Genomic DNA, 16,597 nt, shown 5'->3' on the forward strand with positions numbered 1-16,597 from the left:
AAAACAAAGCCACGCTGTTTGACGACAAACGTTGCTTCTGGGGTATGTTCTAAATTGCGGTAGCCAAAACGTATTCCTGCTGACATCTGTTTTCCCTTTCCAAAACCTTTTTAACCGGTTCTTTTTCTGCTTTTTCTTCACTGTATCACAAAATAACGATTTTGTCATTATACCAGCGGTTTAATCTTTCTCGAATTTCTCTGTATTTGCTTCGGAAACGAGGAATATCCCCGTCAATGACGAGGATATCTTCGATGCTTGTGTTTAATAATCTGCTTAAAATGAGAAAGTTGTCCAGACTTGGCAGGCACTTGCCGGAAATCCATTTATAGACCGCCTGTGGATTTTCAAAACCCATGGCATTCTGAATGTCTCTCACGGTGTATCCGCTTTCACGAAGAAGGGATTTGATGCGGCTGCCAGTTTCTTTCTGCTGGATTGACAAATAAATTGGTTCCATCCTGCACCTCCATATGTTTAAGCCATCCCGAAACACAGTTTTATCTTATCATCCGGTACTGGAAAAATCCAGTTTTTTCTTCCTGTTTCTACACAACCCGAATGATCTGTTCATACAAAAGGATTTTCTTTTCATCTACATTCCGATTGTCGTGTGCTGCAAGATTGTTCCGTCCCTCTTCCATCTCTTCTTCGGATGCAAGCTCCTCTTTCCACCAGCTCAGGTGATTGATCCGGTACGGCTTCCAGCCGCGGTCAAAAATCTCATCTCAACGACTCTCTTGCATATGCGCTTTCCTTTTTACCGGAAGAAGATGTTTAGCTCTCCTGTTTCTTTTCTTCTATCAAATGGTGATTCAGCCATTTTCCTGATTTGAACCGGATGGTAAAGAGAATGGACCGCAGGCTCCAGTCTGCCGCCATACCGATCCAGACCGCAATCGGGCCGAATCCCCATACGCGGCACAGGTAAATACAGAGACTCACACGGCACAGCCACATCGTACAGCAGGATGTGATCATGGAGAATTTTACATCTCCGGCAGCCCGCATACCGTATCCCGGGACAAACGCCATGACCCAGCAGAGCGGCTTTGCAATTGTGATAAAGATCATCATCTGCATGCAGAGCTTTGCACTCTCTGCTTCCATACCACCGATCATCGTAATCGGTTTTGTCAGCACAAATACCAGCAGACAGCTTGCAACGATAACCACTTCTGACAGCCAGCACAGTTTTTTAATATAGTAGATTGCTTCATCCTTCCGGCCCGCGCCGAGACACTGACCGACTACCGTCATCAGTCCGATGCCGACACCGATCGCAGCGACACCGTTCAGGTTCTCAAGTATGTTTGTCATCGCCTGCGCGGCAATGGCAACCGTGCCAAGTGTGGACACAGTGGACTGAATCGCCAGCTTTCCAAACTGGAACATACTGTTCTCGATTCCCGATGGAATACCGATGAAAAGTATTTTTTTGATCAAACCAAAGTCCGGCCGAACGGAAAGATACTGCTTCACAAAAATCGGTTTGCTTTCATCCCGAAGCTTCCACAGTACGACAACCGCACAGAAAATACGCGAAATTAAAGTCGAAATCGCGGCTCCTTCGACACCCATGTGGAAGCCGAAAATAAGAATGGCATTTCCGCCGATGTTCATAAAGTTGGAAATCACCGAAATCACCATCGGACTGCGGCTGTTGTTCTGCGCCCGCAGAATCGATGCGCCCGCATCGTAAAGACCGATAAACGGGAATGACAGCAGCGTAAACAGGAAATACACCTGTGAATTTTTCATAACATCCGCTTCCACTGCCCCGAAAATCACACGTAGCAACGGAACACGGAAAATCAGACAGCCCGCGGATAATGCGACGGACAAAACTGTCATAACAAAAAGCACCTGTTGTGCCGAACGGATTGCTCCATCCCGTTTTTCGCTTCCAATATACTGCGAACAGAGAATCGCTCCTCCTGCCGCCAGCGCAGAAAGCGCCTGAATGACTAAGATATTAATGGAATCCACCAGCGAGACTGCCGAAATTGCGGCAGAACCGACATTGCTGACCATCATCGTGTCGACAGTTCCCATCAGGGAAGAAAGTAACTGTTCAATGATGATCGGAATTAAAAGTTTGCGAAGATCCGTGTTACTGTATAAATGAGTTTGTTTTGTTGTAGTTTTCATTGTTTTTACTTCTGCATGACCTCATCTGCCGGATATGCTTTGCCAGCCCTGCCTTTTCCACACCTTTCTTTTTTCTCTCCATTCTATTCCATTTTACTATCCATTGCAATCATTTCGCGAATTTTGCTCTTATCTGATTATTTTTATCAAGCACAACATACTTTTCTATCTCATAATGACTTTTTCAGTCTTTCCAAATCTTCGCTGTCCGGGTGCGACAAAGCACGGTCAAAATTTTGAATCAGCAGATCAAGATTGGCCGGATGTTCCGGGTTTTCTTTCATTTTCATATACCGTTCGCGCACAGACTGTGGCATCTTTCCCTGACACATATACTCACCGATGACCGTATTGCTTGCATCGATCGACTGTTTGACTTGTCCGAGAATCTTTTCAAAATAGGCATCACTTCCTCCAAATCCAGCTGTTCCAAACAGAAAAATCTTCTTATTTTTTAATTTCGACAGCAATTCTAATGTCTTTTGGTCCGCATTCCCTTTGTCCGTCCAAAATCCGATATAGCATACGTCGGATTGCGGTACCTGCGAATCGTTTGTGCCAAAATAATCGCATTTGTCCTTTGGCAACGTTTCATAGATTGCATCAGCCAGCTTCTTTGTATTACCCGTTAAGCTGCAAAACAGGATCGAATAATGTTCTTTTATCATATCCCATACACCTCCAGTTCAGATATTATGTAGAAAATCCACTTTTTCGTAAATTGTATTACCTCTTCAGATCACATCTCGATTTCGCTTACGCTGCATCCCGATGTTGCTTCTCACTATTTCCTCTCAGGCTTTTAAGTCAAGCGGATATTCGCAATCCGCTTCGCTACTTGCTCATAACCGAATAGCTGCTTTGCAGCTTCAGTTAAACTTAAAAATATTAAGTCCGGTTTCTTCATCATGAACTCTGTCCACTCTTCCGTCAATTACCGTGATGACCAGCTCACAGGTTGCACTGACAATCGCTCTGTTCAGATGTCCTCCAAACACCTCGCCCTTCTGATTTCCGGCACTCATATGAAGATGTGCATAATATTCTCCATCCATTGTATTGATTGTACCTGTCAGTGATGTAATTTCATAATACCCCTGGAAGCTGTTTGAATAATATTTCTTTTCGTCTGTCTTGTATACTCCGACTGTGAAATCATTGATTGCTCCAAGAGCCTGAACACCGGCAAGCTTTATATTCTCCTTTATGGCAATTACCCTCAGCTGCTCCAATATTTCCTCATCTTTGTCAATCCTTGCTACTATAATATTGTCAAATTTTCTGTATTCCATTTTATTCTCCTTTCTCTTTCCGCCCGGTCACTTTTCAGACATTACTGCAATAAACTCAATATTTATTCAGGAAATGCTCCCTGTTCGGATACTCCTGCCGATATGCCCGGAGGGCGGCTTCCCGGAACAGGGTGAATTCTTTTTCCATGTGAAGCAGGCGTGGTGCCTTGAACGCGATCACACTGATCTGTTCGGCGATTTTTTTCGCGATTCCTTCTTCGGACAATTGTCCCATGCCGAATACCAGAGAGGTAAATCCTCTGCCTCCTCTGCTGACCTGAATAAATTTCAGGAATACATTGTACAGTTCATCCGTAAGAATTTTCTGGTATCCCTCCTCCGACTGCATAGCTTCCGCCAGGCACAATGTGGAGAGAATCCGGGCTCCCATCTTTCTTCTGTCGCCTCCCAGATCCAGAGAGGTTCCTTCCGCCAGATACTTCAGTTCCATCAGGCATTTGACAAATTCATCCTTCTGGAGCCTGCGTTGTCCGTATCGGGCCGTCCAGAGCCGATCCCGGTATTCTTCTTCCCAGGCTTCCTCCTCTCCGATATGTTCTTTTAAGATCTGCTGCCGTTTCGCTGGATCTGTCTCCTGATAAAAATCTTTGGTCCATGTATGTTCCATCTGTTTTTCCTCATTCTGTCAAGCGGATATTCGCAATCCGTTTCGCTGCTTGCTTGATTGGTTTAAAATAAAGACACGTCTTCACTTACTCTTTCTGCCTGCAAACGCAGTCTTCCTGCTTACATTCCGGAATGGGAAATCGTCTCTTCTGCGTTCAGGTACTCATCGATGTTGCTGCCGTCTACCTTCTGATATTCCGAAAAATAGTACCGGCCTTCTTTCAGGCTTTCCTGTTCAAAGTCCTCTCCCTCGAACAGCTCCACTGCCATTTTCGCCATTTCCTTTGCCTGATCCACTCTGTCATTTAGGATGCTGCCCTGCATCTCTCCTGCCTTTACGGCTTCCAGAGCCTCTTCCAGGCCATCAATTCCGAAGATCACCGGCCAGTCTTCACGGGCATAGCCTGCTTTCCGATAGGCCTCCACCGCCCCCAGTGCCATCTCATCGTTGTTGGACATGACAAGTTCGATCTTTTTTCCGTACTGGCTGATCAGACGGTTCATGCGGTTCTCCGCCTGTCCCCGGTTCCAGTCCGCTAACTGATAACTTAGCTTTTCCAGTATAACATCATTTTTCATCAGTGTCTTTACGGAATATTCCGTTCTGCTGATGGCATCCTGATGGCCCGCTTCTCCTTCCAGAAGCACATATTGGATCTTTCCGTCCTTGTTTTTATCGACTTCCGAATGGCTGTTGATGTATTCTGCTGCGATCTCACCCTGCATGATCCCGGATTGTTCTGCATCACAGCCCACATAATACAGCTTTTCCCACTGCACCAGGTCTTCTCTTACCGGTTCCCTGTTAAAGAAGATCACAGGAATGTCTTCATTCCTTGCCATTCGGATGATCCGGGACGGAGCTGTCCGGTCCACAAGATTGATACAGAGCACATCACAGCCGGCATCAATCATCTCTTCCACCTTTTCGTTCTGTTCCTGCTGATCGTCGTTTCCGCTTTTTGTCGATACGATAATCCTTCGTTCTTTGTTTTCCATGGCTTTCAGCTGCTCCTTCAGTTCATCCGTCAATCCATTGATAAAAGGATCATCCTGAGTGTAGGTTATCACTCCGACCCGCAGGGTTTTCTCTGTCTGGTCCGACTTGCCGGAACACCCCGACAGCACAAGCACCGCACTCCCTATCGTGGCAGATAATAATACTGCCACCCTTCTTTTCTTTTTATTCATAGGAATATAAAAACCTTTCTAAATCTTCGTCCATAGAGAAATTTTCCTTGCCAAGTACCTGATATTCGGTTATATATCCTTGCATTTTATAAGACCTGTGCTCGATCCTTTTGGTTATTTCTTCCACACTTTTATAGCCGATTTCATATCCGTCCGGCACAGCCAGCCCCTGAATGTTTCCGTTATCCAGAAGTGCAATCGTCTTCAGACTGTAACCCACTCCATAGAGCTCTGCGCCCTCGTATGTTCCATTTTCTGCCTGCTCTCCAAACTCCTCCAGGATTCCTGCATCCAGGACGACAAGGGCATCCGCTTTTGTTTCCTTCTTAATCCGCTCCACAATATCCTGTTCTTTTCTCCGGTAAATACACCAGCTGATCTTGCTTTCGCTGCCTTCCAGCGCCTCGTTCAATCCACAAATCTCAGCCTGTACAGCCTCGGACATTTTCCAATCGGCGATAATTCCGACCTTCTGCTTTTTTGTTCTCAGCCGTTCTCCCAGCCATCTTCCGATCTCCCGGTAATCCGGCTGGATCGTGGGACTGGCAGTTTTTCCTTCTTTTACCGCCAGACCATCTGCAATCAGCAGATACGGTTTATTTCCACACTCTTTTTTCAGCATATTTTCCGTCTCATGACCGGGTGCCGGATATATGATAAAGCCATCAATATCGTTGTCCTTCTGTTCCCTGATAAATTCTCTTTCCGCCTCCGGCCCGTCGATCTCTTCCGTATTGCAGATGATCATATGAACGTTGTTCTCTGCCGCAGCCTGCTTCATTCCCTTGATCAGGGCATCCCAGCGTTTGTCACCGGACTCCGGAAGAATCACCGCAATCCGGGGCTCTGCTACGTTCTGATCGAAAATTTTCCATACAAAGAATACTGCCATCAGCAGCAAAAGAAACTCAATTATAAGAAATTTCATTCTGTTCTTTTTCATCCGCCCGGTCTCCTCTGTATGTATTTTTGTAATTCCAATGCTTCTGCGTTTTCCGGTGTATATGGGATTGCCGGAATACGGATCGTAACCCTTGTTCCTTCGTCCGGTTCGCTTTCTATGGAAAGTCCGTATTCTTCGCCAAACATCAGCCGGATTCTGGAATGCACATTGATTACGCCCACACCGGAACCGTGCTTCGGAACCTTGCTGTTATCCGTCAGAATATTTTCCAGGACTTCTTCCCGCATGCCCATCCCATTGTCTTCGATGGTGATCAGAATGTCCTCGTCTTTCTTTTTTCCGCTGACGATGATCATGCCGCCATCATCCTCATCCATATTGCCAACGCCATAATAGATGGCATTTTCCAGGATGGGCTGGATCACCAGCTTTACGATGCAGCAGTTTTCGATCTCTTCCTCGATTCGGAATTCTGTTTTAAACCGCTCTTTGTACCGGGCCAGCTGGATATTCATATAGCTTCTGCTGTGCTGCAGCTCATCCTTAATGGGAATGATGGTCTTACCGCGGGATAGACTGACACGAAGTAATTTTGCCAGTTCAGAAATCATACGAACCGCTGCTTCATTTTCCTGGGCTTCCACCATCCACGTGATGGATTCCAGTGTATTATACAGAAAATGGGGGTTGATCTGGCTTTGCAGGGCATCCAGTTCACTTTTTCTTCGTTCATTTTGCTGCCGGATGATCTCGTCCATCAGTTTTTCGATCTGTTCATAGGACTTCTGCACAGAATGTCCCAGATGGCGGATCTCCGAGGAGCCGCCGATATAGATATCCGGTTTTCCTCCTGCCTCATGGGCCTTGACGGAAGCATCCAGTTCCCGGATCGGTTTGGATATCTTCCGGGAAACCAGCTGGTTTCCCTCCAAAAGCATGACCAGAAGAACCAGAATCGTGGCAAATACATAGTAGCGGAAGTTCTTATAGTTTGCCGCCTGCACGCTCTCTGGCACAACACCGATCATCTTCCAGCCTGTATAGGCTACGCTGCCGACAATCACGGTCTCGTTCTGACCGCCGGAACGGATCTCGTAGGTTCCGTCCTCGTATTTTGCCGCGTCCAGACTGTTTTCTTCAAATAATCCGCGGTTTAACTCCGTTCCCCGTGGATGATAGATCATCTCTCCGTCCTGACTGGTCAGATAATAGTAGATTCCGCCGGAACAGTCATTGATCTGTTTCATCACGTCTCTAATCACAGAATATTTCATATCCAGCAAAAGAATACCGGTTTCTGGTGTCTCTCCCTTGTTGACATCTACATACCTGCTCAGGGAAACTACCCATTGGTACCGATAAGATCCGTCCTCAAACAGTTCCTGGATATGCGGTGTGGAAAAATGTATATTTTCAATGGCATCTTCCGCATTTTTATACCATTCCTGCGTCTGCACCTTCACATTTTTCTTTTCTGCCGCCACCGGCTCTGATGCGATCAGATTTCCTTTTGGGTCATACAAAGCCAGACTCTGAATTTTATCGGAGTTTGTCTCATAGAGCAGGCTAAACTGCTCCGAGAATTCCCGGCTGGATATATCAAACTGCTGGACTATGTTGTAGTTTGCCCCGTTTAGGATCTGCCGGATATCCAGCAGGTCTGCATTTAACCGGTCTACGGTAGCCTCCACAGTAGCTTCCGTGTTGTCCACTGCTGTTTTTTCCAATGCCAGCTTGAATCGATGGTAGAGCAGCAATCCCATTACAATGATCGTAACCAGTGAAATCGCCATAAGAACAGACAGGATAATCGACTGTATGTTAAGTGCGATATTCTTCCGGGAATCCGGCTTTCTTTTTCTATCTTTCATGTATTTTCCCTTTCACCTGTTCCCTATTTTCCGGAAGCTCTGTATTTGGAAGGGGAAACACCGAATTTCTTTTTGAATACATAGCTGAAGTAGTTCGCATCCTGATATCCCACTTTTTCTGCGATCTTATAGCTTTTTTCATCGGTGTTCAGCACCATTTCTTCTGCCCTGTCCATTCGGTAATCGGTAAGATAGGAGACAAAGGACTGACCGGTTTCCTTTTTAAAGATGGACGAAAAGTAAGAATTGGACACACCAAGATCTGCGCACACATCATCCAGCGAGAGCGCCGGTTCCATATATCTATCTTTTACAATGTTCTGCGCATCGGTAATGATCCGTCTTGAGGTACTGTTTCTGGTACTTCTCAGTTTTTCGCTGATCGCCATAGACATATTGATGATCCAGTTTGTCATAGAGCTTTCATCCAACTGAGTCACTCTTTCATAAAGGTTCTGTACATTTCCGGAAATTTCATTGAAATCCATGGAATTATTGGCACAGAATTTGAAAAATCCGCTGACAATCTCCATGGTAGCCAGATTGTACTGGCTGATGGTGGCTGCATTCTTATGGAGCTTTTCTGTCTCTTTGATGGCTTCTTTCCGGATCTTCTCCTGATCCCCTACATGGATGGCACGAAACAGCTCCTGCATCCTTGTTTCTTCTAAGGGAACCGCCTTTTTTGACTCTTTGGGAACGATCTCTGCGATATTGATGGCTCGTTTCGTTCCGTACAGGACACGGTAGGATACCGCCTCTCTGGCTCCCTCGTAGGAAATACTGATGTCGTACAGACTGTTGCAGACGGTTCCGATCCCTGCGGTAACCGCCGCCCCCATAATTCTCCATGCCCAGCGGCAGAACCGGTCACACTTGTCCGTCAATTGAGCTATCTCATCTTCTGAATGGAGTTCCATAATCAGAATGGTATTACCCATATAGATGAATTCCTGGCAATTACAGTTCTCCATCAGCCGCTGTTTGACCTCCCGTTCCACGGACATGGATAATAATAAGGGATTCATCCCATCCGGCACATCATTTTCCGAGGTATGAAAGATAATGCAGCAAAACAAAGGTCCCTTCATATCCACCTGATAATCCAAAAGGAATCGTTCATAGTCCTCTTCTCTGACTCTTCCTTCAATCAGGGAAATGAAGAAATTGGACTGCAGCTTTGGTAATACCTCCTGGAAATAGTCTTCCAGTTTTTTTACATTTAACTTTTCTTCCCGTTCCCTGTCCAGTGTTGTTTTCAGCTTCATCAGGCTCTCTGACAGCTCGGTGGCGCTGATGGGTTTCAGCATATATTCCTTAATCTCCAGATGGACGGCCTCTTTCGCATACTCGAATTCGTCAAAGCCGGTGCAAAGCATAATGTAAATATTAGGATAGTCCTGGTTCAGCTTTCTTGCCAGCTCCAGTCCATCCATATAAGGCATCTTAATGTCCGTCAGCACCACATCAGGCTGAAGCTTTTCCACCAGTTCCAAGGCCTTCACACCGTTGGTGGCACTTCCCACTACGTCAAATCCCAGATCATTCCAACGGATCTTTTTTTTCATAACATCGATGACCTCTACTTCATCATCGACAAGAATCACTTTATATTGTTCCATCCTTATCCTCCTGTTTTCCGGAGTACGTTGTTGTTCCTTCATTATAGCAGAAGATTGCTCTCTACTAAATGAATAGTTACAAAAATTTTTGCCAGAACAGAATAAAAGACCGCCCTGGTCATCCATCGGACGACCGGGCTGTCTTATATTCTATCGGTTTATGTATATTTCATTATTTTTTCTGTACATATTTCAGACAGTCAAGTGTTACGGCTGCCAGAATAATGATACCTTCGAAGATGAACTGAAGGTTGGTATCAATACCCAGAATCGTCAGGGCATATGTCAGGGAGGTAAAGATCAGTACACCGGTTACAACTCCGGAGATCTTACCGATACCACCGGTAAAGGATACACCACCAACTACGCAGGCTGCGATGGCATCCATATCCCATCCCTGTCCGTAAGCTGCACTACCGGAACCAACCATACGGTTACATTCCAGCCAGGAACCGAAGCCATACAGGATACCTGCCAGCATAAATGCTCCCATTGTTACTTTAAATACAGAGATACCGGATACTGCTGCCGCTTCCGGGTTTCCACCTACCGCATACAGGTTTTTGCCAAACGTTGTTTTGTTCCAGATAAACCATACAATGGCAACTGCTGCAACAGCCCACAGAATGATGGTCGGGAATTTTCCGATCTGCGGAATGAAGGTATTCGGGATGGCAGAATCAATCGCACCGAAGGATACACCCTTGGTCGCATAGGTAACCAGACCGAAGATGATCAGCATGTTCGCCATGGTAGAGATAAACGGATGCATTTTGAATCGCGCCATGAAGAATCCGGCAATCATGGCAAATGCCGTTGTAAGGATTACACACATTAACAGTGCAAACAGTGCTTTCGCTGTGGCAGGCATAGCGGAGAAGTCAAATACATGGCCGAATACGGCACCTGTATTGATTCCGTTATGCATGATGATGGTTGCTGTAACCATACCCATACCAACCATACGTCCCACGGAAAGGTCGGTACCTGTTAACAGGATCAGACCGGCAACACCAAGTGCAAGGAACATACGCGGGGATGCCTGCTGTAAGATATTCAGGATGTTGGTAACAGTCAGCAGCTGTGTATTTTTAACGATCGGTGTGATGATACACAGTGCGATGAAGATCAGAATGATTACGATATACAGACCGTTTTTGTACAGGAACTGAGATAAATCGAAGGTATATCTGTAATTTTCCAATTTCTGTATTCTCTGCTGCGGGAATGTAAATTTGGAAGCCCGCAACAGGTCGATCAGGTGATATTTATGCATGAATGCTTCATGTCTTCTGTCCTTGATCTCCTGAAGCTTCGATTCGTGAGCCATCTGTGCATCAAACAATTTATTTTTGAGCACATATTTCTCAGCCTTAATCTCTTCTGCATCCTTCAGAGAAGCAACCTTTTTCTGATGCTCGCTCTTTAGATCTGCTTTGACCTTCTCATATCTGCTGTTTTCTTCTGCTTTTGCAGCTTTGCAGCTTTTGTTTACTACGTCGTAATAATCCTTTTTATAATGCGCGGCCAGATAGCTTTCTGCCTCTGCGATCAGCTTTTTGATTTCTTCTTTGTTGTCTGCTTCTACTTTTTTTGCATTTTCCAGCTCTTTTTTGCTGTTTTCAATGATCTTATCTCTCTGTGTTGCGGATAAGTTCTTGTTTTCTTTTGCGATCGCGATCTGTTTTTTCAGATCGTTCACTTTGTCAAAGCCGTCTGCACGTAATGCATCGATTTTTTTCTGGATTTCTTCCACATATTCATCGATCGGCTTCAAAAGCTTTGCTTCTTCTTCCGACGAAATAATAACGCTGTTTTCTGCCATTTCCAATTTTCCTCCTGTTACAGGTATTTAGCACTGAGTCTCAATAATTCTTCCTGGTTTGTTTCTTTGGTATTTACGATTCCGGCCAGACGTCCGTTAGACATAACACCGATTCGGTTGGTAATACCAAGAATCTCCGGCATTTCGGAAGAAACAACGATGATTGTTTTTCCCTGTTTCGCCATATTGATAATCAGTTCATAAATTTCATATTTTGCTCCAACATCAATTCCTCGTGTCGGGTCATCCATCATGAATACGCTCGGTGAACGCTCCAGCCATTTACCAAAGATGACCTTCTGCTGATTACCACCGGAAAGGTTGGCGATCATATCATCCGGTCCCATACATTTTGTATGCATGATCTTGATTTCTTCAGCCGTTGCACGCACCATCTTGTCATGCGATAATGCGACTCCGCTCTTATAATGCTTCATATTCGCAATGGTAGTATTGAATGTAATATCGCCCTTCAGGAACAGACCATTGGCTTTTCTTTCCTCTGTAATCAGAGCAAATCCGTGATCCATAGCATCTTTCGGGGAGGAGAAGTTCAGTACTTTTCCGTCATATACGATATTTCCTTCTGCTCTTGTACGAATTCCGAAGATGGTCTCCAGAAGTTCGGTACGACCGGCACCAACCAGACCATAGAATCCGAAAATTTCTCCTTTTTTGATATCAAAAGAAATATTCTGCAATTTCGGTGCATATTTTGTTGATATATTCTGTACTGAGAGAATAGTTTCTCCCGGTGTATTGTCTACAGGCGGAAATCTGTTGTCCAGAGAACGTCCAACCATGGCGGCGATCAGCTCGTTCATATCCGTTTCTTTACTTGGCTTGGTCATGACCAGACTACCGTCTCGCAGTACGGATATTTCGTCACAGATTTCAAATATTTCATCCATTTTATGTGAAATGTAGATCAGAGCAATTCCCTGTGCCTTCAGCTGACGCATCATCTTAAAGAGTTTTTCAACCTCCGGTGCAGTCAGGGATGATGTAGGTTCATCCAGTACAATAACTTTGGAATGATACGAAATCGCTTTTGCGATCTCGCACATCTGTCTCTGAGATACAGACATTTTCTTCATTGGCTGCGTCAGATCAACTGTAATTCCCAGTTTTCTAAACAGGTCTGATGTTTCTTTTTTCATTCTTCCTTCGTCGATCACTCCAACGGAATTCTTTGGGTATCTTCCAAGGAACATGTTATCTACAACACTTCTTTCAAGACACTGGTTCAACTCCTGGTGTACCATCGCCACTCCGTTTTCCAGTGCATCCTTCGGACCGGAAAAATTTACTTCTTTTCCGTCCAGTACGATGGTTCCTTCATCTTTCTGATAGGTTCCAAAGAGGCATTTCATCATTGTCGATTTTCCGGCACCGTTTTCACCCATCAGTCCCATAATGGTTCCAGGTTTGACATTCATGCTGATATGTTTCAGAACCTTATTTCTACCGAACGATTTGCTCATGCCGTTAATCGATAAGATATATTTATTCTTATCATCTGTCATAGCTGCGCTTCCTTTTCTTAATAAAGAAGGGTATCATTGCTGACACCCCTCTATAATTTCATTCATTTACGGTAACAATTCAGAGACCTCATCTCGATTTCGCATGGCTCCGAATCGTTACCATTTACACTCTTATTCTGTCTCAAATTATTTGGAGAGAAGTGATGTATATGCTGCCGCATTATCGGTCTTAACCATGTTAATTGCAAAAGCATCATACTCGCTCGGGTTTCCAAGACGGTTTGTGATATTGGACTCTGTCTGTCCGTCTCCACCGATGTAATCTACCTTCAGGTTCAGCAGATCATCATATTTCTCCAGCAGAGGCTGATAGGTAGAGCTCAGGAAGTTATCCGATGCGTTGTAGATATTCAGCCATACTTTTTTGGATGGGCTCTTGCTTTCATCCAGCTGTTTTGCAACTTTATCGTAAACTTTTGTGGAGTCTGTGAAATCGTTATAGTTATCGGCTGTTACAGCAATATTTAATGCGTAGTAAGATCTCTCTTCTTCGCTGTATCTGTAATCTTCACCCTCTGTCAGGCAGTTGCCGGCTTCATCTGCTGTACCGATACCGGTATTGATATCTACACCGTCCAGTGCGTTACGCAGAACTCTCAGTGTCAGGTAAGCCTGAACGTCTGCATGCTGAGAAATTGTTCCGCCGTATCCTTCAGCGATTGCTGCTACAGCATCGCTGTTCGCATCGTAACCGAAGGTAGGAACTTTATTATCTTTTGCCCATGCGTTGAACATAGACATTCCCATACCATCGTTATTGGAAACTACAACATCGATCTGATCACCGAAGGAAGCTGTCCATGTTCCGATCGCGTTACCAGCTGTTGCAGCATCCCATGTTGCACCTGCTGAGTTTTTCATTTCCTGAGAAGCCAGCTCACGGATGGTATATGTTTTTCCGTCTACATCCAGAGTTGCATCCTGCACAACCTTTGCTTTTCCGTCTACGTTTGTTCCGGCCGGTGTAGAATCTACTCCGCCGTCTGCATCTACACCTGTTCCAAGTGCGGAACGAACACCACGTGTACGGGCGATAGAATCGTTATGTCCGATATCACCGATTGCCAGAACATATCCGATTACGCCGTCACCGTTTCTGTCGATCGTGTCTGCGTTTTTCTTGATGTAATCCAGAACCATCTGTCCCTGCAGCTCAGCACCCTGATTTGCATCGAAACCTACATAATAAGTATTTCCGTTGAAGTTCAGAGCATCTTTGTCCAGTTCGCCGGTAGCACTGCTGGATGGCTGACGGTTGAACCAGCACAGAGGTTTGTCCTTGTTTTCTACGCTTCCGCCCGTTGATGCCGTAGAATCTGCTGTTTCTGTTTTCTGGGTAGAATCTTTAGACTCTGATGTGGATCCTCCACAACCAGCCATGGATACTGCCATAGCTACTGCCATAATTGCTGCTAATGCTTTTCTTTTCATTTTTATTCCTCCCGTTTGGTGATTTTGCTAGATTCGCTTCGTTCCTAGCTGATGAATTCATTATAATCACAAGAGGCCTGAAAAAAAATAGAATATTTTTGGATTAGTTATTGAAATTTTTGGTTGTTTCTTGTCGTAATTCCCCAAAACTCCAAGAATCATGCAAAAAAGCAGTCCCACAGAGCGCAAATTACTGCATGACAGATTTTTGTCGTACCTCGGGTACGCCTTCCCATCTGTTTCCTGTAGTTTGCGTTCTGCAGCACTGCTTTTTTTGTATTATTTCTTACTTATGCTTTAAGCGGGGTAAGAGCTCTAAAATCCTCTTGCATGCGAGACTGCATCAGCTTTCTGACGTTTTAGCATCTTTATATTTTCGCATCAGAATCATATAGCTTATGATCAGTAAAACAGCTGCACTGCTCCATGCACAGATCTCGGCATAGTATATTCCCTCTTCGCCGATCCATTTCGGCAGCAGCAGCGCAACGCTGACACGCATCACAAATTCCGCAATGCCGCTGGCAAGCGGAATCAAAGTATTGCCCAGCCCCTGGATCGCGGAACGATACACATGCAGCAAATACAGTATCCACAAAAAGACAGCCATGATAAACAAATACTTATATGCAATATCTAACACCTGTCTGATCTGCTCCGGTTCACCGGATACAAACAGAGACAATATATTACGTCCAATCAGCACCATCATACCGGAAATGAAAACAGAAGTGAGTACTGCCATATACGTACCGCTGCGCACACCTTTTCGGATTCTCTGATATTTCTTTGCGCCAAGATTCTGCCCTACATACGTTGTAATCGCATATCCATAGGAAACGGCTGCCATCTCCAAAATTCCATACAGCTTGTTCGTTGCCGTAAATCCGGCTACAAACAGAAAGCCAAAGCCATTGATCACATACTGCACCGTAAGTCCTCCCACAGAAATGATCACGTTCTGTATGGCAAGAGGAGTACCCAGCTTCAAAAGCCGCAGACTCATAGACGGCTGCCTGTAAAAATCCTCCTTTTCCAGTCGGATATCCCTGATTTTCCGTAATACAAGCAGACAGTACAAGGCTGAAAATCCCTGTGCAATAACAGTCGCCACGGCTGCTCCGGCTACGCCCCAGCCAAAAACTGCCACAAACAGCAGGTCAAGTCCCACATTGATCACTGCTGCCACTGTCATTGCAATCAGTGGAGATCTGCTGTTTCCAAGTGCCCTCAGGATCGCCGCAAAGATATTATAGGCAGCTATAATCGGGACTCCCGCAAAAATCAGCCGCAAATATAGCATCGTCAGATCAATAACATTATCCGGTGTCTGCAAAAATAAAAGAACGTGATAAACTGCTCCTTCACTTACCGCGAGTACAATCACAGACAGTAATGCTGTCATAATATAGCTTTTCGCCACCGCACATTTCAGATTTTCCTTTTCCCCTGCTCCATAGTACTGCGATACAAGAATCGAAAAGCCCTGTGTGATACCTGTCATGATGCCCAGCACCAGCCAGACCAGCCAGTCTCCGGCGCCTACTGCCGCCAACGCTTCTACTCCTACCACCCGGCCAACAATCATGGTGTCCGCCATCGTATAAAACTGCTGGAAAATATTTCCGAGCATCAATGGTATGGCAAACGTTATGATCAGTTTTCCGGGGGATCCCGCAGTCATATTCTTTTCATTTGTTCCCATAAGATTAAGAATCTCCTTTTCTCTCTTTCTCCTCCTGCCCGCTATTTTACATGGGACCCTTGCAAAACACAATTCTATTTTTTCACAAAGTTTTTCCGATATTTTTGGTGGCTATTACTTTCTTTTTCCGAAGAGAAGCCAGAGCGTGTCTGAAAAATCATTTCCGCAATCAGGAAGAATCAACCGATTGTATCGTAATGCACAGGAGGCAGCGCTATGAGAGAGGTAAAAAGAGATTTTCCTTGGTTTTCCATTACAGAGTATGAAAAAGAAGCAGCGTATTTGAGACGCAGACTTGACACTCCCCACAGCTAAAGCAGGGGGATTCTTGTTTCTTCCACCACTGCATTGACGAATACCTTACGGTACTGCAATGTCTTACACAGTGTCCACAAGCTATGTTTATCCTGTTCCCGTATGCCCTACGGTAC

13 protein-coding genes are annotated in these 16,597 nt (G+C 45.0%); all 13 read right to left on the reverse strand.

All coding sequences use genetic code 11. From position 1 onward, the window contains the following. Positions 1 to 145: 145 nt before the first annotated feature. Complete coding sequence (locus tag I2G42_RS13195) at positions 146 to 460, reverse strand: helix-turn-helix domain-containing protein (protein WP_022461712.1); 315 nt, start codon at positions 458 to 460, stop codon at positions 146 to 148. A 317-nt stretch (positions 461 to 777) separates the two neighbouring features. Beyond that, positions 778 to 2,151, reverse strand: a complete 1,374-nt coding sequence (locus tag I2G42_RS13200) for an MATE family efflux transporter (RefSeq protein WP_195531144.1) — start codon at positions 2,149 to 2,151, stop codon at positions 778 to 780. A 170-nt stretch (positions 2,152 to 2,321) separates the two neighbouring features. Beyond that, on the reverse strand, positions 2,322 to 2,819 hold the full coding sequence (gene bilS, locus I2G42_RS13205) for a flavodoxin family protein BilS (protein WP_022461714.1): 498 nt from the start codon (positions 2,817 to 2,819) through the stop codon (positions 2,322 to 2,324). Positions 2,820 to 3,020: 201 nt separating this feature from the next. After that, on the reverse strand, positions 3,021 to 3,443 hold the full coding sequence (locus I2G42_RS13210; RefSeq protein WP_195531145.1) for a PPC domain-containing DNA-binding protein: 423 nt from the start codon (positions 3,441 to 3,443) through the stop codon (positions 3,021 to 3,023). Between the two features lie 55 nt (positions 3,444 to 3,498). Next, a complete protein-coding gene (locus I2G42_RS13215) occupies positions 3,499 to 4,071 on the reverse strand; it encodes a DUF6553 family protein (protein ID WP_195531146.1) in 573 nt (190 codons plus the stop codon). A 119-nt stretch (positions 4,072 to 4,190) separates the two neighbouring features. Beyond that, on the reverse strand, positions 4,191 to 5,240 hold the full coding sequence (locus I2G42_RS13220) for a galactose ABC transporter substrate-binding protein (RefSeq protein WP_330422676.1): 1,050 nt from the start codon (positions 5,238 to 5,240) through the stop codon (positions 4,191 to 4,193). Between the two features lie 13 nt (positions 5,241 to 5,253). Then, the gene (locus I2G42_RS13225) at positions 5,254 to 6,204 is read right to left on the reverse strand and encodes a substrate-binding domain-containing protein (RefSeq protein WP_195531147.1); all 951 of its coding nucleotides are present in this window, start codon (positions 6,202 to 6,204) and stop codon (positions 5,254 to 5,256) included. Continuing rightward, positions 6,201 to 8,036 carry a cache domain-containing sensor histidine kinase gene (locus tag I2G42_RS13230; RefSeq protein WP_173828796.1) on the reverse strand — a complete coding sequence of 612 codons (1,836 nt, stop codon included), beginning with the start codon at positions 8,034 to 8,036 and terminating at the stop codon, positions 6,201 to 6,203. Before I2G42_RS13230 ends, I2G42_RS13225 begins: the two co-directional genes overlap by 4 nt. A 23-nt stretch (positions 8,037 to 8,059) precedes the next feature. Beyond that, entirely contained in the window at positions 8,060 to 9,658 is a 1,599-nt protein-coding gene (locus tag I2G42_RS13235) for a response regulator (protein ID WP_173828797.1), read from the reverse strand. Between the two features lie 172 nt (positions 9,659 to 9,830). Beyond that, entirely contained in the window at positions 9,831 to 11,483 is a 1,653-nt protein-coding gene (locus I2G42_RS13240) for a galactose/methyl galactoside ABC transporter permease MglC (RefSeq protein ID WP_173829162.1), read from the reverse strand. Positions 11,484 to 11,500: 17 nt separating this feature from the next. Continuing rightward, entirely contained in the window at positions 11,501 to 13,009 is a 1,509-nt protein-coding gene (locus I2G42_RS13245) for a sugar ABC transporter ATP-binding protein (RefSeq protein WP_117761997.1), read from the reverse strand. Positions 13,010 to 13,156: 147 nt separating this feature from the next. Continuing rightward, positions 13,157 to 14,461 (reverse strand): substrate-binding domain-containing protein, encoded by a 1,305-nt coding sequence (locus tag I2G42_RS13250; RefSeq protein WP_195531148.1) that lies wholly within the window; start codon positions 14,459 to 14,461, stop codon positions 13,157 to 13,159. A gap of 343 nt (positions 14,462 to 14,804) precedes the next feature. Continuing rightward, on the reverse strand, positions 14,805 to 16,166 hold the full coding sequence (locus I2G42_RS13255; RefSeq protein WP_118741912.1) for an MATE family efflux transporter: 1,362 nt from the start codon (positions 16,164 to 16,166) through the stop codon (positions 14,805 to 14,807). Between the last annotated feature and the right edge of the window lie 431 nt (positions 16,167 to 16,597).

Origin of the sequence: Fusicatenibacter saccharivorans, from assembly GCF_015557635.1 — a bacterium.
GTDB classification, from domain to species: Bacteria; Bacillota; Clostridia; order Lachnospirales; family Lachnospiraceae; genus Fusicatenibacter; species Fusicatenibacter saccharivorans.